This window comes from Kitasatospora sp. Ki12, assembly GCF_054601375.1.
Window position 1 is genome coordinate 721,980 of sequence record NZ_BAAIHT010000003.1, and the last position, 21,050, is coordinate 743,029.

A 21,050-nucleotide genomic window follows, 5' to 3' on the forward strand; every position below is an offset into this window, starting at 1 on the left:
TCCAGCAAGTCGATGCCGCGCCAGGCGAGATCCGCCTCTAGCGCTTCCGCGTGGTCCTGGAGGACTGCGAGCGTGCCCCAGACTTTCCCGGGGCCTCCCCAGCGGCCGACATGGCCCGACTAGTGAAGTCGCCGATCTCGTCCATGGTCGCGTCAAGCTCCACGAAGCGGGAGACGTCGTCCGGGTGCAGGGCGAGGCTCGCCCACGCGTCGAAATCGGCGGTGCGCAGCGCGCGGAGCATGGAAGGCCGCCACCGGCCGACCGGGAGGACGCGCAGGGTCTCGCCGTCCAGGTCCACGGCGACGTAGTCGGCGGTCGCTTCGATCTCCTGAGCGGTGGCAGGGGTCGTGTCAGTCATGATTCTCCTCAGACAGTCATGGGGTGGGGTGTCCACCGTGGGTCGACCCACGGTGGATAGTTGACGATGCATCAACTGAAGAAGCCGCTGACGTCCACGCTGCCGTAGGCGATCGACCGGTTCACGGACGGCGCGTTCGCGGCACCCCTGTAGAAGGTGAGCGTCATCTCCACCGGCCAGACGTCGTCCGTCTGCGCCTGCTCGTCGCCTCGCTCCGTCACCATGCCGTTGGGCATGTAGAGCCTGTTGCGCTTCAGGCCGTCCACGGTGTCGAAGATGAAGGCGTAGTGAAGGTCCGCTGGCTTGTCCGGCAGGTTGTAGGAAACGCTGCCGGCCGTCGGGTTGAGCGCCGACACCGGGACGTCGTCGTAGAGAGCCCGGACCAGGGGGTTCAGCGCCTCCTGGTAGATGGCCTTCATGGTCTTCGTGCTGCGGGTCTGCAGAGTGCGAATCGGCTCCAAGCTCCCTGCGGCCGCCACGTCCTTCTTTTCGTTCGCGATCGCGAACGTGCCACCGGCCGTGCTGACCCACCCCAGGCACTTCCAGGCGCCTGCCGGGTCAGCAAACCCTGTGGGTGCGGCGGTGTCGCGTGGCGCCACGAACGCGATGAAATCCGTGGCGCCAAAGGTCAGATCGGCGTTGCGAGTGTCACTCACGGGCCCTCCCCGGGCATGCGAACGGCCAACAGCTTGTAACTGCAGGCCTGTGTAGGTCAGTTGGTCAGTAGCTCGCCGGGTGGAGGGCGACGGTCACCGTCAGCCCGACGCGCCGGAGCGCGGGGTTCTCGTACGGCCTGCGGGACGGCACCGAGTCGACCCGGGTCTCGCTCACGACGGCGCCCGGAATCGCCGGGCCGCGCCAGTTCGTCAGCACCGTCGTGATGCGCAGCGCCAGCGTTCGGGCGGAGGCGTAGTCGGCCGCGTACACGTCCAGGTCGATCCGCGGTCGGTCGGCGTAGCGCCCGGCTGGACCTCCGACGGTCGCGATCTGGACAACGGGGAGCAGCGTCTCCATAGCCGGCGGCAGCTCCGTGCAGGTCCGGACGTCGAACGTCGCGTGCAGCCAGTGCGCGAGCACGGCCTCCGCGTCCACCGGGTCAGCCATCGGTCACCCGCGCAGCGTCAACGGCGGAGCGAAGAACGGCGTACCTCTGCACCTTGCCGTTCCCGTACTCCACGGCCGTGGCATGCGGCGACGTGTTCAGCAGCCGGGCGCCAAGGCGTCGGGCCGGCTTCCCTCTGTAGGGCAGGTTCTTCGTGACCGGCACGACAACGAACGACGCCTTGTACTGGCCCGGGTGCGGATCCTCCGCCGGGTCGCCGACGGGCGAGAGGAAGACCGCCGCCCGCTGTAGTCGTTCGGCTGCCTGGAGCGCGGCCCGCTGAACGCCGGGGCTGCGGAGGAGATTGCCGATGCCGGTGTACCGGCCGGTGTAGGTGCTGCGAGTTCGCGCCATCAGCCGCTCACCGCCTTCAGGTTGACTTCCACGTGGGCCAGGTGGCCCGGGTACTCGGACGGCTGTCCGTGAACCTCGTACGCCGTCCCGGCGTGCCGGATCTGGTCGGTCGCCCGAAGATCGGTGCCTGCCGGCGCGAAGAGCACTCGCAGGATCACCACCTGGTCCCGGGCCTCCACTGCCTCCACCGATGCGGCCGTCTGACCGGACGGCGGGAGAACTCGGCAGCCGTCAATATCAGCCTCCGTCGCCGCACCGCGCACGTCGTTGCCGTAGGCGTCCTGGACGACGGTCCAGCGGACGCGGACCACGGTCACGGGTGTGCCTGGCCCGATCACAGGATCAGCCTCCGCGCGTCGATGCACGGAGCCACGTCCGCCGGGCCGATGTCCAGCATCCCGGCACCCCCAGAGCGACCTACAGCGCGACGCAGTCGTCGGAGTTCCTGGTCCGTCAGGACGACGCCGGTCAGCGCATCCGTGTAGCTCTCGCTGACAGCGCCGGCGGTCGCGGACCGGAGGCCTCCCGGATTCGTCAGCGCACGGGCCGCGACGGCCAGGGCAACCGACTTGATTCCGGGCTGTGGCGGGTCGGCGAGCCGAGTACCCACCTCTCCGCGGATGGCGTCCTCCGTCATGTCGTGGACGAGGGCGTACTCATCGTCGGTCACAGCCCGACGGAGATAGGTCCGTAGGTCAGTCGCGCTGAACAGCATCGACGCCAGCCTTCCGTCGGGCCGGAGCCCGCTTGGCGGCCGGCGGCTTCTCGGGTTCGGGCGTGGGCTCCGACTCGGGCGGCTCCGCCCACGCCTTCGGGTTGACGATCTGTGCGACCGCCCACGCCGGGACCGCGTCGTCGGGGCCGAGCACGACGGCCCGGCCGGCGTCGTCCGTGACGTGGACGTGCGTGCTCAGCCGCGCCATCAGAGGACGTCCGCGACGAAGGTCCGGTCCGGGTCGGCGGCGACGGGCAGGACGATCGCGGTCGCGCGGGTCCAGACGGTCTGCGGGTCTTCACTCTTGTACGCGCCCACCGCGATGCCGGCCTCCGAGCCAGTCAGGCCGTACCGGGGGTCGTCGCCCTCCACCGGAACGCCCCAGAGGGTCTGACCGACGGAGTCGCCGACGGCCGGGAGGAAGCAGAGCTTGTCCTCCGGGGTGACTCGCGTCGCGGTTCCGTTGAGCGAGTACTTCGCGTCGTAGATCACGGGCTGGGGAATGCCGTAGTCCGCCAGGAGGGCGTCCAGGGTGCTCGCCGTCAGCACGGTTGGGGCGGTGGCGCCGGTCGTGGACAGTCCACGAAGTTGAGCGTTCCGTCGCAGCCAGTTGTAGATCTTCAGCGACATCAGGGTGTACTCCGGGCGGGCACCGTTGGTGTCGGTGTAGACCTCCAGCCAGGCGGCGGTGTCCGCGATGATGTCCGCGGTCGGGTCGGACCACACCTTCGTCGCGGTGACGTTGTGCTCCGCCTTGCGGCCGTAGTCGGCGGTGATGCCGGTGAGGCCGTTCTCCGACAGGGTCACCTTCGCGTCGAACAGCGCGGCCGCGCGAGCGATCTCGACGCGGGCTTCGATCTGGCGCCCGAGACGGACGCCGTCGGCCAGGAGGGCGTCCCGGATCTCCGCGTTCTGCGAGTCCAGGCCGCGCCGGCGGATTCGCTCGTACTCCCCCACCGGCATTTTGCGGGAGATCGGGGGCAGTTCGCCGGTGATCCGCGAGGAACCCGGGCGGGACGAGATGTCCGACTCGGCGTCCCAGTTGCGGTACCCGGCCGCCTCCGTCAGCCCGCCGCCACCACGGGTGAGCCGATAGTTCAGATCGTTGATCGTGGTGTCCGGCAGCCAGCGCGAGAGGCTGAACTGGTTCTCCGGTCGGTCCGCGAGTGCTGCGCGGACGTAGCCGGTCAGTACGGCGGGAGAGCCGTACTCGGTGATGAGCTGCATCTAGGGCAACCCCTCTCAGACGAAGATGATGCGGCCGGCGACATCCGCCTTGCCGTTGGCGTCCACGGGAGCGGGAAGCTTGGCCTCTGCCACGAAGCAGTGGAGGAGGATCGACGCCCCCAGTGCGCCGGTCGCGGTGCTGTTCTTCCGCAGGTCAACCGGCGTGAAGAGGAACCCGACGAGGGTCTGCCGGCCGTCGCTCGCGGCGTCGTCGTACAGGCCGTACCGCCCCGTGGCAGTCACCTTGCCGAGCGGAAGCCCGCTCTTCAGGTAGCCGGTCGGGTAGTGGGTGCCGCTGACGAAGCCCTTCGACAGGTCAACCGTGATGCTCCGGGGAGCATCGGTGCCGTGCTGGCTGCCCAGCCAGTCCCGGCGGTCCTGGCCGTACGACTCGGAGATGATGCTGAGGTCCACGTGTCCTCCGTGGTGTCAGGTGCGCGCGTGGCGCTGTCGGTAGAGGTCCGCGCCGGCCTGGACGGTCGTACCGCCGCCGACGTCGCCACCTCGGTTGCCGCCGCTGGGCGGAGGCGAAGTGATCCCGGCGTTGCCGAACGCGGTCTTCAGCGCGTCGGCGTCGGCCTCCAGCTGCTCCCGGGTGTCGCCCTGGAGCCGGCTCGCCTGGTCAGCCGTCAGCCCCTTGGCGCCAGCCACCTCCAGCAGCAGCGCGCGGCGGGTGGCGGTCGCAGCGTCGGCCTTCGCCTGTGCGGCAGCCGCCTCCGCGGTTTCCTTCTCCGCCTTCAGCCTGTCCGTCTCGGACAGTTCGGCAGCCTTGCGGGTGGCCAGCTCGGCGGCGTCGGCGCGGAGCTGCGTCAGCTCTTCCGCGGTCGGGCCGGAGGCCGCGCGCTGCTCATGCTTGCGGGCGTGGTGCTTCCAGTACGCGGCCTGATGCTCGTGAGTCATCTCGGCAACCGGCGTCGACTCCGGGTAGCCGTGTGGGCCAACCGGGGTGCCCCCTCCACCGCCCCCGCCCGTCGGGTCATCCTCGAAGAGGGTCCAGGGTTGGTCCGAGATGAGCGAGTGAATCGCGGAACGGTTCAGAGCGCGTCGGCGCATGGCAGTAACTCCCCTGTCGGGATCAATGGTTGGTGCCCGTGGCGGGCTCAGGAGGGCGGTCGGAGATCGTTCGGGCCGGTGAAGCTCTGGCCCCGGAATCCCAAGACCGGACCGATCTCGCCGTGCTCGCGCTGGATGATGATCTTGCTGTAGTCGACGGCGCGGGCGTCGCGGGCAGACCGGCCTACCGCGCTCTCCACGGCCGCGTGGATGGCCTCCAGCCTGGCCTCATCCACGACTTGGCCCGGGTCGTAGTCAGCCCGGACCGTGCGCACCCCGCAGTCACACCCGGGGTGGATCGGAAGCAGATTCTCTTTGCGGTACCTCTGCGTGCTCGCGATCATGCACAACGCGCAGTCGAACTCTCCCCGCAGCTCGCGGACGTAGTACTTGACCTGCGGCTGCTGGCTCAGCACGAGCCGGGTCGTGTGGGTCCTGGCCAACTGGAGATCGGTCTTCGCCAGGATCTCCAGGCGGGCGGCCCCGCGCTGCTGGGCAACGTCGAAGGGCTCGCAGTCCGAAAGCGTCTTCCACGTGACCTTGAACGGCCTGCGGTAGACGTCGGCGGGATCGGCCCCGTTTCGGACGGCCGCCCCGGAGACCTCGTCCGGGTCGAGGCGGATCCGCGGCGACGCTGTACCCAGCACCTCCCGGTGCATCTGCTCCAGGTAGCCGGCCGTCAGGGACGCGATCGTCCGTTGGCCGGCCTGGACGGCAGGCAGCACCGTCCGCTGAAGCCTGGCAACGTCGTCGTCCCGCCAGGATCCGAGCCCCTGCCAGGCTCGGGTGAGCCGCGCCAGCACGCTCGACCACGCCACAGACACCTGCGCGTTGTACCGCGCCTCAGCACTAGGCAGCCTGCGGGAGGTCACCACGGCCGATCACCGCCCGGGAGTCCTGCGGTGCCGGCTGTCGGAGCGGCGTCACGTTCGACGGCTCCGGGGTCAACATGGAGTCCTGCGCGCGGTCGATGTCCATACGGTCGATCTCTGTCGGGGTGTAACCCATTCCCTCCATACGCTGACGCCACGGCACGCCAGCGGCCTGGCGCTTGACGGCCGCGTCGGCGAGTTCCGCCAGGGTGCGGGACTCCGGGTCGCGCCACACGGTTTCAGCGTCGTAGGCGGTCGCACGCTGCTCGTCGCCCAACACCGCGAAGGCAAGGCGCATCACCGCTTCCCACGATTCGCCGAAGTTCCTCTGCCGATCGCGGACTTTGCTCACGAGACCGGTTTCGGCTGCCTTCAGGGCGTCTCCGCTCACGTTCACTACCTGCCCTAGCAGGTAGTGCGGCGGGGTGCGGGAGATCGCCGCGAGATCCTGCGTGGCGGCCTCCACGGCCTTGACGTACGGAACGAGGTCGGTCGCAGCGAACTCGCCGAACTTGACGTCAGGGTTGTCCGTTGTCCAAAGCCTCCGGATATCGAGCTGGAACGGTTCGATCGGCTTCCCGGTCACCGGATCCTCGTCCACCTCCAGGCCGGCGGCGAAGCGCTGCCGGAACGCGCCGTAGCGCATGGCGGCGACAAGGTTGATCAGCGAGAGGTTGATCCGGTCCTGAATCGGAAGAACGTCCTCGTGCTCCGCCATGCCGACCACGTGCCGGTTGCGTCGGTTGACGAAGTCGACCACCGGCACCCGGCCCAGCGGGTTCCGGGCAACACCCTCCTCCGTGCCGGGCAGCGGGAGTGGATCCCACGCGCGCAGCGAGCTGCGGAAGATGGCGAAGCCGGCTGCTTCCCGCTTGCTGGCGAAGTAGTGGATCCGGTCAGGCAACCAGAGCGTCGCCCTGGTCGTCCCAGTCCAGTCGTCGAGCCAGAGCTTCAGCGCGGAGGCTATCCGGCGCCTGCTCCCTTGCTCGTACTCCACCACCATCTGACGGGGCGTCTCGTGCGTTACGACCGGCCGACCGTCGGGCCCTCTCTCCACGAGCGCGTACGCCCGACGCTGGGAAAGGGCCCCGTAGTGGACCAGGTCGGCATCGGCGTCGAGGTGGTTCTCCTGCCAAATCCGATTCGCATCCTGGTCCGCCGTCAGGCCACCCTCCGTGCCGAATCGGAACCCGTCGACCCCAAGGCGTTCGGAGGTGGCGTCGATCACGAGGCCAGCCCAGTTCGCACGGGCGAGCTTCATCCATTCCCGGGCGTCTCCCGGGGCTACCCCGGGAACGTTGGGAATGGGCGGGTCTCCGGTCGCGTAGTCCCACAGTGTCTTCAGCTCGTCGGCCTCCGCGGTGATGCGGTTGCCGAGCCGAGAGAGCCACCATCCCGGGGACTGCGGCACGCTTGCATCAATGGCCATGCGGCCCCCTTTCTAGAATGCGACCAGCCGGCCGGTGCGCTTCTTCCGCTTCGTCACGCCGAGCGCGACGGCGTCAGCCCGGCATTCGTAGGACAGCACTGCTGCCATCGCGGAGTCGATCTTTTTCGGCGACTTCGCATGCTCTTTCCCGATGCCTACCGCGTTACGGCCCATCAGCCTGCGGCGCGCGTTGAGGACATGACGGTTCAGCGTTGCTCCACGGCGGAACGTTTCTGCATCGTCGCCATCTTGGGGGACCGTTTCTTCAGACGCTTCGTGCGTGCTGAGCAGCGCGGCGAACGACAGAGTGCAGTCCTCCACCGCCTCCCGGAACCGGTTGAGTGCCTGCTCCATGGCCGTTGGCCTGTTGGTCCACCACTCCAGCGGGCGGGCCTGCGTGGCACGCACACGGAGGTCGTCGCCGTGGTCACGGGTCCAGGTGTCCACGTAGTCCTGCCAATGCGGCGGATCCGCGTAAAACCCGCACACCTCGTATCGCTCGAACGCACGGCGCACCGCTGCGTCGACCTTGTCCCGGGGTACCTGCCAGCCGTCGCCCTCCGGGCCTTCCGGACGTTCCCAGACGCCCAGCACCTGGAGGTGTCCGTCCCAGACGCGGCACGCCACGAGGGCCGTCGCATCGTCTCGAATGCTCCCGTCGAATCCCAGCGTGATCAGGTCGCCGGGCAGCAGGCATTCCGCCTTCCGGCAGGCAGCCCACGCGTCGGGGTCCATCCACGCATCGGACGCGACGGTGCGGGAGTTCAGGAAGTACCGGCGACCGTCCGCGCTGTCGTTGCGGGTGTCGTAGAAGTCGTCAACGAGGGAGTCAAGGTCGATCCAGTCCATCGCGTCGCCATAGGCGTCGATGAGAGCGGCCCGGAGGGCGTCCTCGTCCCGCAGGTTCTTGCACTCGCCGTATCGGTGGTCGTAGAGCAGCCGGGACCGACCGCGCTTCTTCCGCCCTTCACGGATTGCCTCCGCCTCTTCGTAGGTGCGCTCAGCAACCGAGTCCTGCCCGGGAGCGAACATGGTCGTGGTTTCGAGATACCACGTCTGAGCACCCTTCTTCCGCTTCCGCAGATTTCGCGTGACGGTCGAGTACATCCGCCGAAGCTCCGGCGTGTTGTAGAGATGAGTCTCGTCAAAGCAGACCCATGTCTCTTTACCGCCATCTTTCGAACTGGAGGAGGCGGTAGACGGCATGATCTCTCCGCCGTCCGGGAGGATTATGCGGGTGATCCCGACGTCAACGCCGGGAATCTGACTGAGGGGCGACGCCTCGTCGGTCAGGTTGAAGTGGATCGTGTCAAAGACGTTGCCCGTCTGGCCTTCCTCCGTCGCCATGATGCGGAGGTAAGGCACTCTGACCGGCTGCCCCATAGGCTCGCCGGCCTCGTAGACGTAGCGGAAGCCCAGCCCCCAAGGGTCTTCGTAGACTTCTCCGCCCTCCGCCCAGTCCAGAAAGCGGGCGGGGCCGAAGGCTTCGAAGAGGCCGATGCGAGCGCCCAACCCGCTCTTGTCGCAGCCCTTCGGGCGGGAGAAGAAAGCGGAGTCGTACAGCAACCTGCCTGCGCCGTCAACGGCGTAGCAGTCCGCTACGAATCCGCTGTACTCGTCGCCGTGGCGAACGGGCTCGCCCTGGACGTCGCCAGGGCCGTGACGAACGAAAAACTCCATCCACGCAAGCGCCAACCACCCGAGGGAGGCGCTGCGATCGTGACCGGGGGCGCGCACGACTGCGCGCGGCACGGGTCTCCTAGGCTGTCAGGCGGGATCGGCGGGAGGCGATGTCCGTCACGCCGGCCGGGGTCGTTGGGGTCGTCGCTGTACGGGCCGCCCCGGGCGTCTCGACCTGGATCTTCAGCCGCATCCGGTCTTCCGGCGTCGCACCGAACTTGGCTGCACGCAGGCGGACTTCAGAGGCGAACTCCCAACGTCCCTTCGCCCACATCGTGTGATGCATCAAGGCCGTGTCGATCAGGAAGAGCCAGTCCGTCGCGGTGAAGGTCTGCGCCTGCGCCGATGCTCTCCACGACTCCCACCACAGCTTCGTCATGGGGTGCCAGTCGACCGACGCCCCGTCGTCTTCCCCGAGCACGCCCTCCGGCAGCTCCGGGCCGCGGAGTTCGTCGTCCGGCTCCAGGGTCACGAGCGGGGCCGACTCGGCGTTCCGCCGGCGGCGCCTGGCCGGGTCCTTCGGGGCGGGTCCACGACCGGCCATGGGCCTACCTCCTCAGGTACGAAGCAGTCGGGCTTTCCAACTGGCGGTCCGTCATGTATGGTGGACGAAAATTTTCTTCGCCGCTAAGTCGGCGAAGCGCTGGACCGTTGAATCCGATGGGCGGTCAAGCGAATCAAAATGTCCAATTTTTCCTGGCCCGAGCCCGGGTTCGCCCTGGCTCACGTAGTTCTTCGCCAGAGAGACGCAGCTCTGTCGGTGGCCTGTGCAACAGACCACGCGACAGACATCGGGGGCGCTCTCGGTTTTGATCACTCATCGAGTGGTCAGACCGAGTATGCCCATTCCCGGTCTGACCACCCCTAAAGGGAAGTTGGAAGACCAGTGGGAAGCATCTCCTCCACCGACCTTGCCGGAGCCGCCACGATCGTCACGCTGGCGCTGGCCGGTGCGCCCGCGTTCTTCAAGAGGATCGCGCGTGCAATCGAGTCCTTCGGCGTGATCCCGGAGGCCATCCGCAGTCTCCGGCGGCCGAAGCAGCTAGTTCAGCAGCCTGGCGACGAGCACTGAGACGTCACCGAGTGAGGACGGGCTGTCGCCATGCCGGCGGCCCGTCACGGTGATGTAGCGGCCAGCGCCGTAGACCTCCACGGCCGTGCCGTCCGGGCGTCGGATACGGCGTCCGTGGCGGACGTCCGCATAGCCCCAGATGTGCAGCCCAGTGCCGGACGGGGACACCTCTACGTAGGTAGTACCCGCGTCCTTCACGATGGTTGCTGCCCACGGCTCCAGCGAGCCGTCCGGGCGGACGCAGTGGTCCAGGTCGATGCACGCGATGTCGTCGGCATCGCTCAGCACGAAGCCGACCCCAACGCCAGCCATCGAAGCGACGGCCCCGGCGTACGTGCTCCACGTTGCGGGGTCAGTGCTGCTCGCGACCATGCCGGCCAGCGTCAGCGGGACCTTCGCGGAGCTATGGCGGACCCACCTGGCGCGGGTCGTCAGCTCATCGGGGAGCGTCTGTGCGGCGCGGGCGTTCGCCCGGGACAGCGCCTTCCGGCATCGCGGTGAGCACGTCCGCGCGTGGCGCCGCGCCATGATGGCGAGCGGTCCGCGACAGTGCTCACAGGTCCGGGTCATGCGTTCATGATACGGGGGCGCGGTCACACTTTCAAGCCTCTCACCTGCGGATACAGGTTCGGATGATCATCATCCGTGACACTCGAAGCCCCATGCGCCCGCCTGCCGATCGGGGGTCTCCGCCAGACCGACACCCCGTCGTTCGTCCGCCTGCGGGGCGGCCATGCCCCTCCCCGGCCGACTTTCCCCAGACCCGTACAGAGCGCGAACTCCAGCACTCTTACGGTTCTCAAGGCCGCTCGGAGGGGATACCCCCCTGGGGTGCCTAGCACACCCCTGGCCGACATGCCTCCAGCTTGATCACTAGGGGGCAATACACCACACGCGACATGCTGTCAACTCTCTGCCTCAACTGCGTAGTTGGCATCTACAGCACAGGCTTCACGGAGTCAACCCTCTGGGCTCACTTCGGGATGGCAACTCGAAGCCGAAGGGCTGTCGTGGAGTCGCCCCCGACCGAGCCCCCTTGGGCTCGCCCTTGATCACCACCTCACGAGGCAGCAGCGTCAGCGTCACCGTGGCCGGCTGCTCGTCCCCGCCCGCCCTCACCTGGGGCGGCCTGGCCATCAGACCGACATCAACACCGTTGACCCTGACCAGGGTTGGCATTAGGGCGCCGCCCTCGTGGTCGGGCTCTACGATCTCCACCCGGGCGCCCTGGCTCACGTCGCACGCCCGGGGGCCGGCCGGTTGGGGTAGCTCTTCAGTGCCTGCGCCTCGTCAGCCCAGAACGTCGGCACGCCCGCCCACGGGTTGCCGGACGCGAACGTCCGGTCCGTGGCGAAGACGTTGTGCACGCCGCGCTGACGGGCCAGGGCGATAGCCTCCCGGGCCTCTGCCTGGCTGGCCTCGTAGACGAGGTGAGCCAGCCTCTCCGGGTCGTACTCGGCTACCCACCCGGGCACCGTCAGCCCCCGGTAGGTGACCATGTCGCCCTCAAACGTCACGGCCACGTCGCCGATATCCAGCGCCGTGGGGTGCGGAAGTACGCCGAAGTTCAGCACGACGTACCGAATCCCAGCGTTTCGGATCCGCAGCACGGATAGCGCCGTCGCCTGGACGCTCGCCTCAGTCGACGCCACCCGGTCCAGGAACGCGCAGTCAATGCCGCGACCCGCCCACGTGGTCGCGTCCTGAACGTTGAAGAAGTCGTCGCGCGCGCCGTAGTCCAGATTGATGTACCCACAGACCTTGGTCTGTCCGCCCGCCTTCACGGCGCGGGCGGCGTTGTAGAGAACGGCGTCCTCCGTCGCACCCGGTCCGTCGGCCTGGTTCAGCACGAGCCAGCGCACCGGCTGATCCGCGGTCGCCAGTGCGGCCCAACTCCGGGCGTCCACACCAGGATGCACATACATCGGGACGCCGGCCGCCATCGTGGTGATTGCCATCGTTCAGTCCTCCAGCGCGGGGTGCTGCGCCGTCGGGCGCGCTTGTCGGGCAGCGCGTTGGCCGGCTGCCGTGCCGCCCTCGTGAGCGGACTTCTTCGCGTGACACCAACCGCACAGTGCACGGAGGTTGTCGTCCGTGTGGTCGTCGCCCGGAATGATGTGGTCGACGTCGGTCGCCCGAGCTGAGCAGCGACGACCGGTGCTGAACGTCGCGGTGCAGCGCCCGCCGTCACGGCAGAGGATCCGTCGCCGGGTCCGTTGCCAATCCGCGGGAAGCCGGTCTCGCCGGTCGCTCGTTGTCCAGGCCAAGGCGCTGCCTCCCCTCCGCGGTGTCGAGTACGCTCGCGCGCATGGGGATCTTCGGTAGAAAGCGGAAGACGTCGTCCGCCGTGGACACGCAGGCCGCGAAGGCGTTCAAGACCGGCCAAGCGATCTACATCCGCCGCATCCATCTCATCCCCGGCGACGACGGCCGGAAGCTGTCGGCCGCGCTGTCCCGGATTGTCGCGGCCGGCTACAAGCTGGAGAGCCAGCACCACGGCGGGCAGGGCCTTCAGCGGTGGGTGGAGGTGACGTTCAGCATCGTCCCGCTCGGCGTCACGCCGAACGAACGGCCCTGATCTTCAGCTCCGCGTTGTCGACGTCGACCAGGAGCGCCGGGCCGTAGTCCGCGGTCGGGTACGGACCGAGCAGACGAGTCGCACCGGTCGCCACGGAGACAGTGCGCGAGCCGGTCAGCGGCAGGCCGTCCACGCTCTTGGACATCTGCAGCGTGAGGGTCCGGGCAACGGTGCTGCCGGTGTTCTCCACGATCAGGAGCGTTCGACCGTCGTTCGCGACAGTGTGTCCGTTCGTCGGGTCGCCGGCCGTCGCAGCGGGCAGAACAGTGCCGGCTCGGTCGGACGAGGTGACGTTGATGGTGCCGCGTGGCATGGGTGCCTCCAGGGGCGTCGTCATGATGGGTCTGGTCGGAGGGCATCGAACCCCCGCCCTCCCGCTCCCAAAGCGGGCGCTCTGCCGCTGAGCTACGACCAGTTGTCCACGGACCGGGCCTGAGCCCGCCGTGAACTCCGTTGACGTGGGAGGAATCGAACCTCCGACTCCCGGCTTATCGGGCCGGTGCTCTAACCAACTGAGCTACACGCCATAGCCACCCGCCGACCGGACCGACCAGCCGTGGGCGCGGGTGCGCGCCGATTCTCGCCGGCTCGTCGACCGGCCCACCTCGTGAAATAAGCGCCACGGTGGGTGCGGCGCGGTATGCCCCGGTCGGTCCGATGGAGCAGACTAATCAGAGCTCTGCTGCACGGACGCCAAGCTCAAGCGATCGTGGAAGAACATCCACGCGCCACCATCCGTGATCGCGTGCTCGTCGCCGGAAAGACGGCCTGACTCCTGCGGAACGGGCAAACACACTTGAATAGACTGCAGCCCATATTGCCACCGCATTAGATAAATTACTGGGACACCTTGGCGAGAAGGTATGGCGATCCAGTTAAGGTCACTCTGCATTGCATCTGCCAGCGAGATGTCCAGCCTCAAATAGGTTGGGAGTCAGCCGCCCCGCAGGATCCGGGTCAGCGATTCACCCAACCGAGTGCGAGTGTCGGCTGTTGCGTGGCGGCTTCAAAGGATATGCGTGAGCGACCGGTATGTTTGGGACATCTCATGCCGAGGGCGGGATACTGTACGCTTTGACCTGCCAGCTAAGACCCCATAAAGTCAGCTAATACGCACATGTGCCAATAGCCCAATGGGTGCAATGTTGAAATTCAACCCTACCATTGAAGTGGCAAACCTGGTAACCGCCGCATCGGTTCTCGTGGCTGCTGCCACATTGACTTACGCCTGGAGCAAGGATCGAGCGCTACGTCGGCTTGAGCAGGCCGATAAGGTTCGGACTGCAGCTGCACAGGCCCTTGCCAAGCTCGAAAGGTGGGCCGACTTTTCGGTATCCCTCGCCGATAGTGCGGGTCCATTGCTGGTTGAAAGCAGCGAACTCTTGGAGGAACGGCAAAATGTGCTTCGATGTCGCGATCACTTGTGGCGGGGACTGGAGGCTCTTGGCTATGAAATCTCTAGTCAACAGCGCGCCGAGGATATCGAATCTGCCTATGTCGGTCTATATGGCCATCGTCCTGACGCTTATGAACTTTTCACTACTTCCCTGAAGGGACTGAAGGCCGACTCGGCAAAGGGTTTGGGCAACCTTCTGGAAAGCTCCCAGGAAATTGTCCTGAGTTACGCAAGCTCACTGCCAGAATACCATTCGGCTCAACTTGGAGATGACCTAAGGGAACTGACCGCAAGATACAAGGCCGCCATTCGGGTGATTTTTGAAATGCGATTGGATCCCGTAAGGAAGCATGTTGCGCTGCTAATCGGAGGTTCAGATAAGAACGTTTTGGACCGCAGCTGGATTCCTGCTGCCGAAGAACGATCACCTCGGCGCCGGTGGTGGTTCCTGCGCTTCTAGTCGAGAGTACGGCAACTCGTCGCGCAGGTGGATGAGTGTGGCGGTCACCCGGTCGATGAACACGAGCTGATGCCTGGCACCCGCGCCAGCGCCCCCTCCGCTCGACAGACGGAGACCATTGAGCTTACGGGGCCAGTCGCCAGGTCGCCCCCTCTCCGTGCGCAACCCGTGGGGCCCGCTTCCGTCTCCGTGCACGCTCCGGCTCGTCCCTCCGCCCGAAGTCGAACCGGGGTAAGCGGGGCCACGGCCCGCCGCTCTGCCACTGAGCTACGAAAGGTGCGGGCCGGCGCGCTCTACCGGACTCGACCCGGAGGAGAGAGCGGGGAGCGCCAGGAGCGCCGCCGGCCTCGCGGGAGGGAGAGCGGACGCCGCGCCAGTCGCCGACGTCGCAGGCCTCTTCCCTCCCGCACCAGAGTTACTGTGCGCGTGTTTGCGCTGGCTCGTGGGTCCGGATTCGGGGGGGTTGGGCGGGTCCAAAGTGCCGAAAATAGCGCCCTTCCCCTTTTACTCTTAACACGTGTTAGAGAGACTAGAAATAAGGGGTTAGTACGGCACTTTGGACCCCGGTCGGGCCCCGGAGGAGGAAGCGGCTACGACGGGTCTGGGTCCGCCAGGGCCCATGGATCAGGCTGGTCCAGCCAATGGATCTCTACGCGATCCGGAGTCAGTCTGTTGACGCCTCGCCTTCCTCGGGACACGACCACGCGACGAATCGCCAGTCTCAACAGTTCCCGTCGGAGTTTGAGATCTGCCGCCTCCCACGCCTCTATGGTCTGCTCGTGGTCCAGAAGCCATCCGATGTCCAGCTTAGGTGGAGCCGCCGCGTTGACCCGCTCCATAGCTGCCTGAAGGGCCGCACGAGCCTCGCTCTGGAGGCGGGGAAGATGCGCGTCAAACGGCGGGTCGTACATGCCGGCCGCCTGCTGTTCGGCGATGCGCTGTACGCGTGCCTCAGCGACCTTCTGTGCCGCCAGAGCCTCGGACAACTCTTCTGTTGTGACCGGATCCACCAGGCCTACGTAGCGCTCCGCCGCAATCCACAGCAGCGGATCCGAAATGTCTCCGGAGTTCATGCGGTTGAACCATGCCTGCGTCACGACCGCCTCCAGCGGTAGGCGCATGATGCTCGCTGGGGCTGGGCACGATTTCCCAGACGCATGTCTTCCGCATGCATGGTTCTTCCCGCCGCTTGCAGCGCCCCTGCAACCCCGGCAGCGGGCCAGATCGGTCAGCAGATGGTACTTGTTGCTGGGCGCCTGTTCCTCGTACCGAAGGTGTCCCTGTAGTGCTGCGCGGGCCTTCCTGACGATCTCCGGCGGAATTGGTACCGCGCCCGGGGCGAGGACGGATATCCGCTCCCCCGTCACCGGGTGCCGGTACACGGCATCCTCACCCGTGACGGCTCCCTGCGCTACGGACACCTGCCATCCCTCATACACCGGGTGCCAGATCATTTTGGAGATGGTGGACGCTTGCCACTCCCCGCCGCCGGGCGACAGGATCGGGGACGGCCCGGAGTTGAGCGCGCGCCCCTGCATGCGGGCCGGCACGCCCAGAGCGACGGACTCAAAGATGTGTTCTACGTAGCGCCACGTGTCCGCGCTGTTCTTGAGCTTCCGCGTGTCCGGTCCGTCCAACTCAAAGCCGTACGGCAGCCTACCGAGCCACTTCCCGGCGTTGCGCTGCGTGGCCTTGGTCGACCGTAGGTTGAAGCTCAAGCGCTGCGAGAACTCGCGTGCCTGCTCGGCTCGGTCAATGATCCATCGCCGGTCACGCTCGATTGAGCTGTCCAACCCCTCGTAATCGAAGATCACGCGAGCCTTGCCAAGGATCGGCACAATCTCGTCTGCACCCTTGCGCGTGAATCGATCGAGGAACGCGCACCACAAGATCGGGACCTCACCCGCCAGCACCGCGGACACGGCCTTGTCGAACTCGGGGCGTTTCACGTCCGACCACGCGGACAGGTTGTCCACCCATACTTCCCGAACCCGCTTGCCGTGCTTCGCCGCCCACGCGCGTCCTAGCTCCTCCTGGGTCTGCACGGAGAGGAGGTCACGCGGGTCCTCCGTGCGGACCTTCTTGGACTTGCGCAGGTAGAGGTCGACCTCTTCCATCTCGGGTGTCGGGCCTGTGCGATGCATGAGGGCGAGTCTCCTACCGGGCGAAGCTGCACGTCAACGGGTATACCTAGGTGTCCACGTGACTGACCAGTACGACCTCGGCGCCGAGTTCGTCGGCTACGTCGAGCCGGACGGCTACGACCGGGTGGTGTTCCGCGGCGACCCGGCCGACCGGGAGTTCATCGCGTTCTGGCTCTCCGGCGGCCGGGTGCTCGCGGGGATGAACGTCAACGTCTGGGACGTCACCGACCCGATCCGCGAACTGGTGCGCTCGAAGCGGGTGGTGGACACCAAGGCGCTGGCCGACCCGGGCGTACCGCTCGGCGAGCTGTAGCGCTCCGACAGGTCTCGTGCTCAGCCCACCGGGACGCCGGGGTTCACCAGACCCCGGCCCCCGGTGACGGTGTTGCCCGCGCCGATCGTCACCTTGCACGTCCCGGCGTCGTAGTCGGTCACGTCGATCGCGTACCGGTCCGCCCCGGTGGCGCCGGTGAGGTCGGCCCGGTTGCCCCGGAAGACCGTGCCGCAGCCCCAGCCCGGCTGGACGCTGTGGGTCTGGAAGCCGTCGTCGGTGGTGCGCTTGCCGGTGTTGTTCTCGATGACGTAGCCGTTGCCCTTCACGTCGACCCAGGAGTCGTCGTAGTTGCGGCCGGTGAGGCCGTCGCCGTCGAAGGAGTTGCCGGAGACCAGGCCGCCGGTGGTGCCCTCCTTGAGGTCGACGTTCTCCGCGCCGATGTTCGGGCCGAAGGTGTTGTCGACGATCTGCACGTAGTCGCTGCGGTCGGAGAGGGTGTTGGCGGTGCCGACGTAGACGCCCTCGCCGAGGCCGTCCCGGTTCAGGCCGGTGTCGTGGATGCGGGAGCCGCGCAGTGTGCCGTGGGCGCTGGAGTTGCGGAAGTGCACGCCCTCCATGGTGGTGTGGTGGACCGTCACGTCTTCCAGCACCACGTAGTCCGCGGCGTCCGCCATGATGCCCTTCTGCGCACCGGTCACGGTCAGGCCCCGGACCGTCCAGTAGCTCGCGCCGTTCAGGTGGAGGCCGTAGCCGCCGCCGGTCGGGGTGGTGAGCACGGCCTTCGACGAGCCGGTGAGGGTGATCCGGGCGGCGGCGGTGCCGGGCACGGTGGCCTTGAAGCTGCCGGAGTAGGTGCCGTCGGCGAGCTGGATGGTCTGGCCGGGCGCGGCGGCCGCGAGCGCCGCCTGGAGCTGCTTGGCGGTGCTGACCTTGACGACGGTCCCGGTCGGGGCCGGGACCGGGGCCGCCGTGGCAGCGGGGGCGGCTCCGAGGGCGAGGACGGAGGCGAGGACGAGAGGAAGCTTCAGACTCAGGGACTTCAGGCTCACGGACGGCGCTCCTTGGTCGAGGCGTGGTCGAGAGTGGCAGGAACATGCCCTCGATCACAGTGGACTGGACCATTCCGGAGCGTCAAGAGCGCCAGGTGCCGGTCGAAGGGTCGCGAGCGCCGACGGTCGGCCGACGCCTTCACGATCGGCGCGGGTCGCCGAAGCGGATCTCGGCCACCCGCGCCGTCGTGGGGCGTCGGTCGGGCTTACATGTCGTCGACGCTCCAGTTACCGCACACGAAGATGCTGAACGGGAAACAGATGTAGCCCGTGGCGGCCTGCTCCTCGCTGTCCAGCAGCTGCAGGGCGTTGACGTCGTCGGTCATGGCATGTCCTTTCGGTCGGGTCTGCTGCACGTACGTTCGGTCGGGTCGGACCCGCTACACGTCGCCGATGCTCCACCAGTCGCACAGGCTGAACGGGTAGCACCCGTAGTCCGTGGTGGTCTGCTCCTCGCTGTCCAGCAGCTGCAGGGCGTTGACGTCCTCGGTCACGGTGGTCACCTCCTTCCGGTCGGGTCGGGGGCGGGCAGCCACAGGCGCGGCCCGCCGTGGCGGAGCCGGACCAGCAGGCCGAGCGACCCGCCGAGTCCGGTGTTGTAACCGACGCCCACCCCGGTCAGGGTGTCGTCGGGGATCAGGAGCAGTCCGTCGTGGGCGACGTGACGTGCGTGGGCGCAGGCGAGGAGTTCCTCGGCGCGGCGCCGGTGGGCGGGGTCGTCCAGGGCCTCGGCGAGGTCGAGCAGGTACTCGGCGTTGCCCGCGAGGCCGTGGCAGGCCGTGGGCGAGCTCCGCCAGCGCCACCGGTACACCTCGGTCCCGGCCTGTTCGGCGCTCTCGCGGTAGCGGGGATCGCCGGTGGCCTGCCAGAGGCGGATCAGGAAGGTGCCGATGCCGGAGGCGCCGCTGCACCAGTGGGGCGCGTGGACGGGGGTGTCGGCCGCCTTGTCCTCGACGGGCCAGCCCGCGCCGCCGTCCCGGACGCGTACGGTGGCGAGCAGGGTCTCGGCGGCCGCCCGGGCGGCGTGGACGAGGTCCTCCCGCTCCGCGGCGAGCCCGGCGAGCAGCAGGAAGGTGCCGACACCGGCGACGCCGTGGGCGAAGCCGAGATGGGTGATGCCGGCGAGCTCGGAGTCGAAGTCGGCCGGGACGGGCCACACCACGCCGGACCGGCCCTTCGCGGCGACGGTCAGCAGGTGTTCGGCGGCGGTCACCGCGCGCTGCCGGAACCCCTCCTCGCCGGTGGCCCGCCAGAAGTGGAGCTGGGTCAGACCGGCGCCGGCCACGCCGTGGCACACGTCGGGGTTGGGCCAGCGCACCGGCACCTCGCGGGCGAGGCGGGCCGCGTGCCCGGCGAGGCCGTCGTCGTCGAGCAGCCGGGCGGCGTCCAGCAGTGCCCAGGCGGTGCCGGAGCGCCCGAAGTACAGCCCGGGCAGCTGCTGTCCGCCGACCTCGGCCCGGGCGGCGATCCACGCCGCGGCCTCGGCGACCGTGGCGCGCAACCGCGGGTCCGTCCGGTGTGCGGCGGCCGCGGTGAGGACGGACAGGACGCCGGCCGCGCCGTGCTGCACGTTCAGCGGATCGGTCCGCTCGCCGGAGGCGTCGGCGGGCCAGAGCCGTACCGGGTCCTGCGGGGTCATGGTGTCCATCAGGTGGGTCAGCCCGTCGGAGAGCAGCCGCTCCGCGGTCGGGCCGTCGAGGACGGCCGGGTTGTCGAGGACGGCCCCGCTTTCCCAGGTGCTCCCGCCGTCCCGGGCACTCCCGCCGTCCCAGGCGCTCCCGGCGCCGGCGGAGGGTACGTCCACGTGGAGCCCGGTCAGCGCCTCGCGGACCGTGCGCAGGCTCCACCGGTCGTCGCGGTCCTCCGCCATGAGCGCCAGCACGAGCGGCTGGAAGGCGGTGAGCTCGGGGCGGTCGGCGAGGGCGGCGGCCAGCAGGACGGCGAGGCGGTCGTGACGGCCGCGCACCGTCCCGCGGTCCGGGGCGAGCACGGGGTCGGTGCCGGTCAGCAGGTGGAACAGCACGGCACCGAGGCTGTAGAGGTCGGACGTCAGGTCGGGGGCCGGGCCGATCGGGGCGCCGTCGACCACCTCGGGGGCGCCGTAGCCCGGGGTGTGGAGCCGCAGGACGTGGTCGCCGGGGCGGGCGAGGGCTTCGAGGTCGATCAGGCGGACCTCGCCGTCCGGAGTGACCATCAGATTGTTGGGGTTGAGGTCCCGCAGGACCAGGCCGAGTCCGTGGACGGCCCCGACGACGGTCACCAGCTGCCCGGCCAGGTCCAGCACCGACGCCCGGTCGGGGCGGAGCCGCTCGGACATCCAGGTGCGCAGCGTCTGCCCGGCGATGCGCTCCTCGGCGAGGTACCGGTTGCCGCCCTGGCCGAAGACGCCCACGACCTGCGGACACAGGCCGAGCGGCGCGAGCAGCGCGTGCATCTCCGCCTCGTGGCCGAGCCGGTCGCCCGCGTCGGAGCCCTCCAGGGTGGCCCCGACGTGCCGGCGGGCCTCCTTGATGACGACCTCCTGCCCGGTCCGCCGGTCGGTGCCGAGGAAGACGCCGCCCTTGTACGCGTGCCGGACGGCCTTGTGCACGACGTAGCGGCCGTTCAGCAGGACGCTCGTCCCGGGGGCGGGCGGGGGGTCCTCGGGCGGCGGCAGCGGGGAGACGGCCCAGGGCGGCGGGCTGAATCCGGCCTGCCGCCGGTCCCGGACGAAGCCCCCGTCGGGTGTCCGCAGCATCGGCTCGGGCGAGCCGTCGTTGGTGAGCCGGGGGAAGCCCCGGAAGGCGCCGTAGCGGTAGTGCACCAGACTGCCCGGCCGGTACGCACGGTCGGAGAGGATGCCCGGCCCCGGCAGGTACGCGGTGGCCCGGTGCAACTCCTCGGCCAGCCGCCGGAAGTGGTCGTCGTCGTCCGGGTAGACGGTGATGAACTTTCCGCCGCCTCCCCGGTCGTGGCGGGCCGAGACCAGCTCCGCCAGGCGGCCGGGCGTACCGGCGCACTTGAACGGGGCCCGGGCGGCGACGAGCACCTCGGCGGCCCGGGTCAGCACCATCGGGGCGGAGAGCGGGGTCGCCGACACGTGCAGCTTCCAGCCCTGCCGCCGGACCGGGTCGGCGTTGCCCGGGCGGACGCGGCACCAGAAGTCCTCCGGGGTGACGGACCAGTCCCGCACGCCCTGCCTGCGGAGCACCGCCTCGATCAGGTCGGGAAAGAACCCGGCGTACGGATCCGCCGAGTCCCGGCCCGTCGTATACCCGTGCGCCATCGCTCTTCCCCCGTTCTCCGGA

At 68.4% G+C, this 21,050-nt stretch carries 27 protein-coding genes and 3 tRNA genes; 4 read left to right on the top strand and 26 right to left on the bottom strand.

Going from position 1 to position 21,050, the window contains the following annotated elements; all coding sequences use genetic code 11:
* Positions 1-37: 37 nt before the first annotated feature.
* The 14 genes from ACYP53_RS33715 to ACYP53_RS33780 form a co-directional block, all read right to left on the bottom strand.
* Positions 38-358 carry a hypothetical protein gene (locus ACYP53_RS33715; protein WP_459650259.1) on the bottom strand — a complete coding sequence of 107 codons (321 nt, stop codon included), beginning with the start codon at positions 356-358 and terminating at the stop codon, positions 38-40.
* Positions 359-429: 71 nt separating this feature from the next.
* A complete protein-coding gene (locus tag ACYP53_RS33720) occupies positions 430-1,014 on the bottom strand; it encodes a phage tail tube protein (RefSeq protein WP_459650260.1) in 585 nt (194 codons plus the stop codon).
* A gap of 64 nt (positions 1,015-1,078) precedes the next feature.
* Positions 1,079-1,462 carry a hypothetical protein gene (locus ACYP53_RS33725; RefSeq protein WP_459650261.1) on the bottom strand — a complete coding sequence of 128 codons (384 nt, stop codon included), beginning with the start codon at positions 1,460-1,462 and terminating at the stop codon, positions 1,079-1,081.
* Complete coding sequence (locus ACYP53_RS33730; protein ID WP_459650262.1) at positions 1,455-1,814, bottom strand: hypothetical protein; 360 nt, start codon at positions 1,812-1,814, stop codon at positions 1,455-1,457. The genes ACYP53_RS33725 and ACYP53_RS33730 overlap by 8 nt, the downstream gene beginning before the upstream one ends.
* Positions 1,814-2,131: a hypothetical protein gene (locus tag ACYP53_RS33735; RefSeq protein WP_459650263.1), complete on the bottom strand. Its 318-nt coding sequence runs from the start codon at positions 2,129-2,131 to the stop codon at positions 1,814-1,816. Before ACYP53_RS33735 ends, ACYP53_RS33730 begins: the two co-directional genes overlap by 1 nt.
* 17 nt (positions 2,132-2,148) lie before the next feature.
* A complete protein-coding gene (locus ACYP53_RS33740) occupies positions 2,149-2,529 on the bottom strand; it encodes a hypothetical protein (protein WP_459650264.1) in 381 nt (126 codons plus the stop codon).
* Positions 2,510-2,737 (bottom strand): hypothetical protein, encoded by a 228-nt coding sequence (locus ACYP53_RS33745; RefSeq protein ID WP_459650265.1) that lies wholly within the window; start codon positions 2,735-2,737, stop codon positions 2,510-2,512. The genes ACYP53_RS33740 and ACYP53_RS33745 overlap by 20 nt, the downstream gene beginning before the upstream one ends.
* Positions 2,737-3,756, bottom strand: coding sequence for a major capsid protein (locus ACYP53_RS33750; RefSeq protein ID WP_459650266.1), 1,020 nt, complete (start codon positions 3,754-3,756; stop codon positions 2,737-2,739). Before ACYP53_RS33750 ends, ACYP53_RS33745 begins: the two co-directional genes overlap by 1 nt.
* 15 nt (positions 3,757-3,771) lie before the next feature.
* Entirely contained in the window at positions 3,772-4,170 is a 399-nt protein-coding gene (locus ACYP53_RS33755; RefSeq protein ID WP_459650267.1) for a head decoration protein, read from the bottom strand.
* Positions 4,171-4,185: 15 nt separating this feature from the next.
* Positions 4,186-4,656 (bottom strand): capsid assembly scaffolding protein Gp46 family protein, encoded by a 471-nt coding sequence (locus ACYP53_RS33760; protein ID WP_459650268.1) that lies wholly within the window; start codon positions 4,654-4,656, stop codon positions 4,186-4,188.
* A 200-nt stretch (positions 4,657-4,856) separates the two neighbouring features.
* A complete protein-coding gene (locus ACYP53_RS33765; protein WP_459650269.1) occupies positions 4,857-5,633 on the bottom strand; it encodes a hypothetical protein in 777 nt (258 codons plus the stop codon).
* A 25-nt stretch (positions 5,634-5,658) separates the two neighbouring features.
* Positions 5,659-7,110, bottom strand: a complete 1,452-nt coding sequence (locus tag ACYP53_RS33770; protein WP_459650270.1) for a phage portal protein — start codon at positions 7,108-7,110, stop codon at positions 5,659-5,661.
* A gap of 12 nt (positions 7,111-7,122) precedes the next feature.
* Positions 7,123-8,790, bottom strand: a complete 1,668-nt coding sequence (locus ACYP53_RS33775; protein WP_459650271.1) for a terminase — start codon at positions 8,788-8,790, stop codon at positions 7,123-7,125.
* A 79-nt stretch (positions 8,791-8,869) separates the two neighbouring features.
* Positions 8,870-9,334, bottom strand: coding sequence for a phage terminase small subunit (locus ACYP53_RS33780; protein ID WP_459650272.1), 465 nt, complete (start codon positions 9,332-9,334; stop codon positions 8,870-8,872).
* Positions 9,335-9,676: 342 nt separating this feature from the next.
* On the opposite strand from ACYP53_RS33780, the gene ACYP53_RS33785 reads away from it, so the two are divergent.
* Positions 9,677-9,862 (top strand): hypothetical protein, encoded by a 186-nt coding sequence (locus ACYP53_RS33785; RefSeq protein ID WP_459650273.1) that lies wholly within the window; start codon positions 9,677-9,679, stop codon positions 9,860-9,862.
* On the opposite strand, the gene ACYP53_RS33790 is transcribed toward ACYP53_RS33785, so the two are convergent.
* The 3 genes from ACYP53_RS33790 to ACYP53_RS33800 form a co-directional block, all read right to left on the bottom strand.
* A complete protein-coding gene (locus ACYP53_RS33790) occupies positions 9,833-10,234 on the bottom strand; it encodes a hypothetical protein (protein ID WP_459650274.1) in 402 nt (133 codons plus the stop codon). The two genes, ACYP53_RS33785 and ACYP53_RS33790, sit on opposite strands and share 30 nt — an antisense overlap.
* An 860-nt stretch (positions 10,235-11,094) precedes the next feature.
* Positions 11,095-11,820 carry a spherulation-specific family 4 protein gene (locus ACYP53_RS33795; protein WP_459650275.1) on the bottom strand — a complete coding sequence of 242 codons (726 nt, stop codon included), beginning with the start codon at positions 11,818-11,820 and terminating at the stop codon, positions 11,095-11,097.
* Between the two features lie 3 nt (positions 11,821-11,823).
* The gene (locus tag ACYP53_RS33800; protein ID WP_459650276.1) at positions 11,824-12,129 is read right to left on the bottom strand and encodes an HNH endonuclease; all 306 of its coding nucleotides are present in this window, start codon (positions 12,127-12,129) and stop codon (positions 11,824-11,826) included.
* Positions 12,130-12,170: 41 nt separating this feature from the next.
* Between ACYP53_RS33800 and ACYP53_RS33805 the strand changes: the two genes are divergently transcribed.
* Positions 12,171-12,440, top strand: a complete 270-nt coding sequence (locus tag ACYP53_RS33805; RefSeq protein WP_459650277.1) for a response regulator — start codon at positions 12,171-12,173, stop codon at positions 12,438-12,440.
* Here the strand turns inward: ACYP53_RS33805 and ACYP53_RS33810 are convergent.
* The 3 genes from ACYP53_RS33810 to ACYP53_RS33820 form a co-directional block, all read right to left on the bottom strand.
* A complete protein-coding gene (locus ACYP53_RS33810) occupies positions 12,418-12,777 on the bottom strand; it encodes a hypothetical protein (RefSeq protein WP_459650278.1) in 360 nt (119 codons plus the stop codon). The two genes, ACYP53_RS33805 and ACYP53_RS33810, sit on opposite strands and share 23 nt — an antisense overlap.
* A gap of 6 nt (positions 12,778-12,783) precedes the next feature.
* A tRNA-Pro gene (locus tag ACYP53_RS33815) sits at positions 12,784-12,855 on the bottom strand.
* Positions 12,856-12,893: 38 nt separating this feature from the next.
* Positions 12,894-12,967 (bottom strand) — tRNA-Ile (locus tag ACYP53_RS33820).
* Between the two features lie 615 nt (positions 12,968-13,582).
* Between ACYP53_RS33820 and ACYP53_RS33825 the strand changes: the two genes are divergently transcribed.
* Complete coding sequence (locus ACYP53_RS33825; RefSeq protein ID WP_459650279.1) at positions 13,583-14,296, top strand: hypothetical protein; 714 nt, start codon at positions 13,583-13,585, stop codon at positions 14,294-14,296.
* 206 nt (positions 14,297-14,502) lie between these two features.
* Here ACYP53_RS33825 and ACYP53_RS33830 read toward each other — a convergent pair.
* Both ACYP53_RS33830 and ACYP53_RS33835 read right to left on the bottom strand, forming a co-directional pair.
* A tRNA-His gene (locus tag ACYP53_RS33830) sits at positions 14,503-14,573 on the bottom strand.
* 313 nt (positions 14,574-14,886) lie between these two features.
* Positions 14,887-16,440, bottom strand: a complete 1,554-nt coding sequence (locus tag ACYP53_RS33835; protein WP_459650280.1) for a recombinase family protein — start codon at positions 16,438-16,440, stop codon at positions 14,887-14,889.
* Positions 16,441-16,498: 58 nt separating this feature from the next.
* On the opposite strand from ACYP53_RS33835, the gene ACYP53_RS33840 reads away from it, so the two are divergent.
* Complete coding sequence (locus tag ACYP53_RS33840) at positions 16,499-16,753, top strand: oxidoreductase C-terminal domain-containing protein (protein ID WP_459650281.1); 255 nt, start codon at positions 16,499-16,501, stop codon at positions 16,751-16,753.
* 20 nt (positions 16,754-16,773) lie between these two features.
* Here ACYP53_RS33840 and ACYP53_RS33845 read toward each other — a convergent pair whose 3' ends face one another.
* The 4 genes from ACYP53_RS33845 to lanL all read right to left on the bottom strand — a co-directional run bounded on the left by ACYP53_RS33845 (position 16,774) and on the right by lanL (position 21,028).
* Positions 16,774-17,763, bottom strand: a complete 990-nt coding sequence (locus ACYP53_RS33845; protein WP_459650282.1) for a right-handed parallel beta-helix repeat-containing protein — start codon at positions 17,761-17,763, stop codon at positions 16,774-16,776.
* Positions 17,764-17,969: 206 nt separating this feature from the next.
* Positions 17,970-18,089, bottom strand: a complete 120-nt coding sequence (locus ACYP53_RS33850; RefSeq protein ID WP_373313806.1) for an ALQxL family class IV lanthipeptide — start codon at positions 18,087-18,089, stop codon at positions 17,970-17,972.
* Positions 18,090-18,143: 54 nt separating this feature from the next.
* Positions 18,144-18,266: an ALQxL family class IV lanthipeptide gene (locus ACYP53_RS33855; protein ID WP_459650283.1), complete on the bottom strand. Its 123-nt coding sequence runs from the start codon at positions 18,264-18,266 to the stop codon at positions 18,144-18,146.
* Positions 18,263-21,028 carry a class IV lanthionine synthetase LanL gene (gene lanL / locus ACYP53_RS33860; protein WP_459650284.1) on the bottom strand — a complete coding sequence of 922 codons (2,766 nt, stop codon included), beginning with the start codon at positions 21,026-21,028 and terminating at the stop codon, positions 18,263-18,265. The genes ACYP53_RS33855 and lanL overlap by 4 nt, the downstream gene beginning before the upstream one ends.
* Between the last annotated feature and the right edge of the window lie 22 nt (positions 21,029-21,050).

What these genes read in the sequence shown, in the direction of transcription:
- ACYP53_RS33715 (WP_459650259.1), bottom strand. Translation starts at nt 358, where the DNA reads ATGACTGACACGACCCCTGCCACCGCTCAGGAGATCGAAGCGACCGCC.
- ACYP53_RS33725 (WP_459650261.1), bottom strand. Translation starts at nt 1,462, where the DNA reads ATGGCTGACCCGGTGGACGCGGAGGCCGTGCTCGCGCACTGGCTGCAC.
- ACYP53_RS33730 (WP_459650262.1), bottom strand. Translation starts at nt 1,814, where the DNA reads ATGGCGCGAACTCGCAGCACCTACACCGGCCGGTACACCGGCATCGGC.
- ACYP53_RS33740 (WP_459650264.1), bottom strand. Translation starts at nt 2,529, where the DNA reads ATGCTGTTCAGCGCGACTGACCTACGGACCTATCTCCGTCGGGCTGTG.
- ACYP53_RS33745 (WP_459650265.1), bottom strand. Translation starts at nt 2,737, where the DNA reads ATGGCGCGGCTGAGCACGCACGTCCACGTCACGGACGACGCCGGCCGG.
- ACYP53_RS33750 (WP_459650266.1), bottom strand. Translation starts at nt 3,756, where the DNA reads ATGCAGCTCATCACCGAGTACGGCTCTCCCGCCGTACTGACCGGCTAC.
- ACYP53_RS33760 (WP_459650268.1), bottom strand. Translation starts at nt 4,656, where the DNA reads ATGACTCACGAGCATCAGGCCGCGTACTGGAAGCACCACGCCCGCAAG.
- ACYP53_RS33770 (WP_459650270.1), bottom strand. Translation starts at nt 7,110, where the DNA reads ATGGCCATTGATGCAAGCGTGCCGCAGTCCCCGGGATGGTGGCTCTCT.
- ACYP53_RS33775 (WP_459650271.1), bottom strand. Translation starts at nt 8,790, where the DNA reads ATGGAGTTTTTCGTTCGTCACGGCCCTGGCGACGTCCAGGGCGAGCCC.
- ACYP53_RS33780 (WP_459650272.1), bottom strand. Translation starts at nt 9,334, where the DNA reads ATGGCCGGTCGTGGACCCGCCCCGAAGGACCCGGCCAGGCGCCGCCGG.
- ACYP53_RS33790 (WP_459650274.1), bottom strand. Translation starts at nt 10,234, where the DNA reads ATGGTCGCGAGCAGCACTGACCCCGCAACGTGGAGCACGTACGCCGGG.
- ACYP53_RS33795 (WP_459650275.1), bottom strand. Translation starts at nt 11,820, where the DNA reads ATGGCAATCACCACGATGGCGGCCGGCGTCCCGATGTATGTGCATCCT.
- ACYP53_RS33805 (WP_459650277.1), top strand. Translation starts at nt 12,171, where the DNA reads ATGGGGATCTTCGGTAGAAAGCGGAAGACGTCGTCCGCCGTGGACACG.
- ACYP53_RS33810 (WP_459650278.1), bottom strand. Translation starts at nt 12,777, where the DNA reads ATGACGACGCCCCTGGAGGCACCCATGCCACGCGGCACCATCAACGTC.
- ACYP53_RS33825 (WP_459650279.1), top strand. Translation starts at nt 13,583, where the DNA reads ATGTTGAAATTCAACCCTACCATTGAAGTGGCAAACCTGGTAACCGCC.
- ACYP53_RS33835 (WP_459650280.1), bottom strand. Translation starts at nt 16,440, where the DNA reads ATGCATCGCACAGGCCCGACACCCGAGATGGAAGAGGTCGACCTCTAC.
- ACYP53_RS33850 (WP_373313806.1), bottom strand. Translation starts at nt 18,089, where the DNA reads ATGACCGACGACGTCAACGCCCTGCAGCTGCTGGACAGCGAGGAGCAG.
- lanL (WP_459650284.1), bottom strand. Translation starts at nt 21,028, where the DNA reads ATGGCGCACGGGTATACGACGGGCCGGGACTCGGCGGATCCGTACGCC.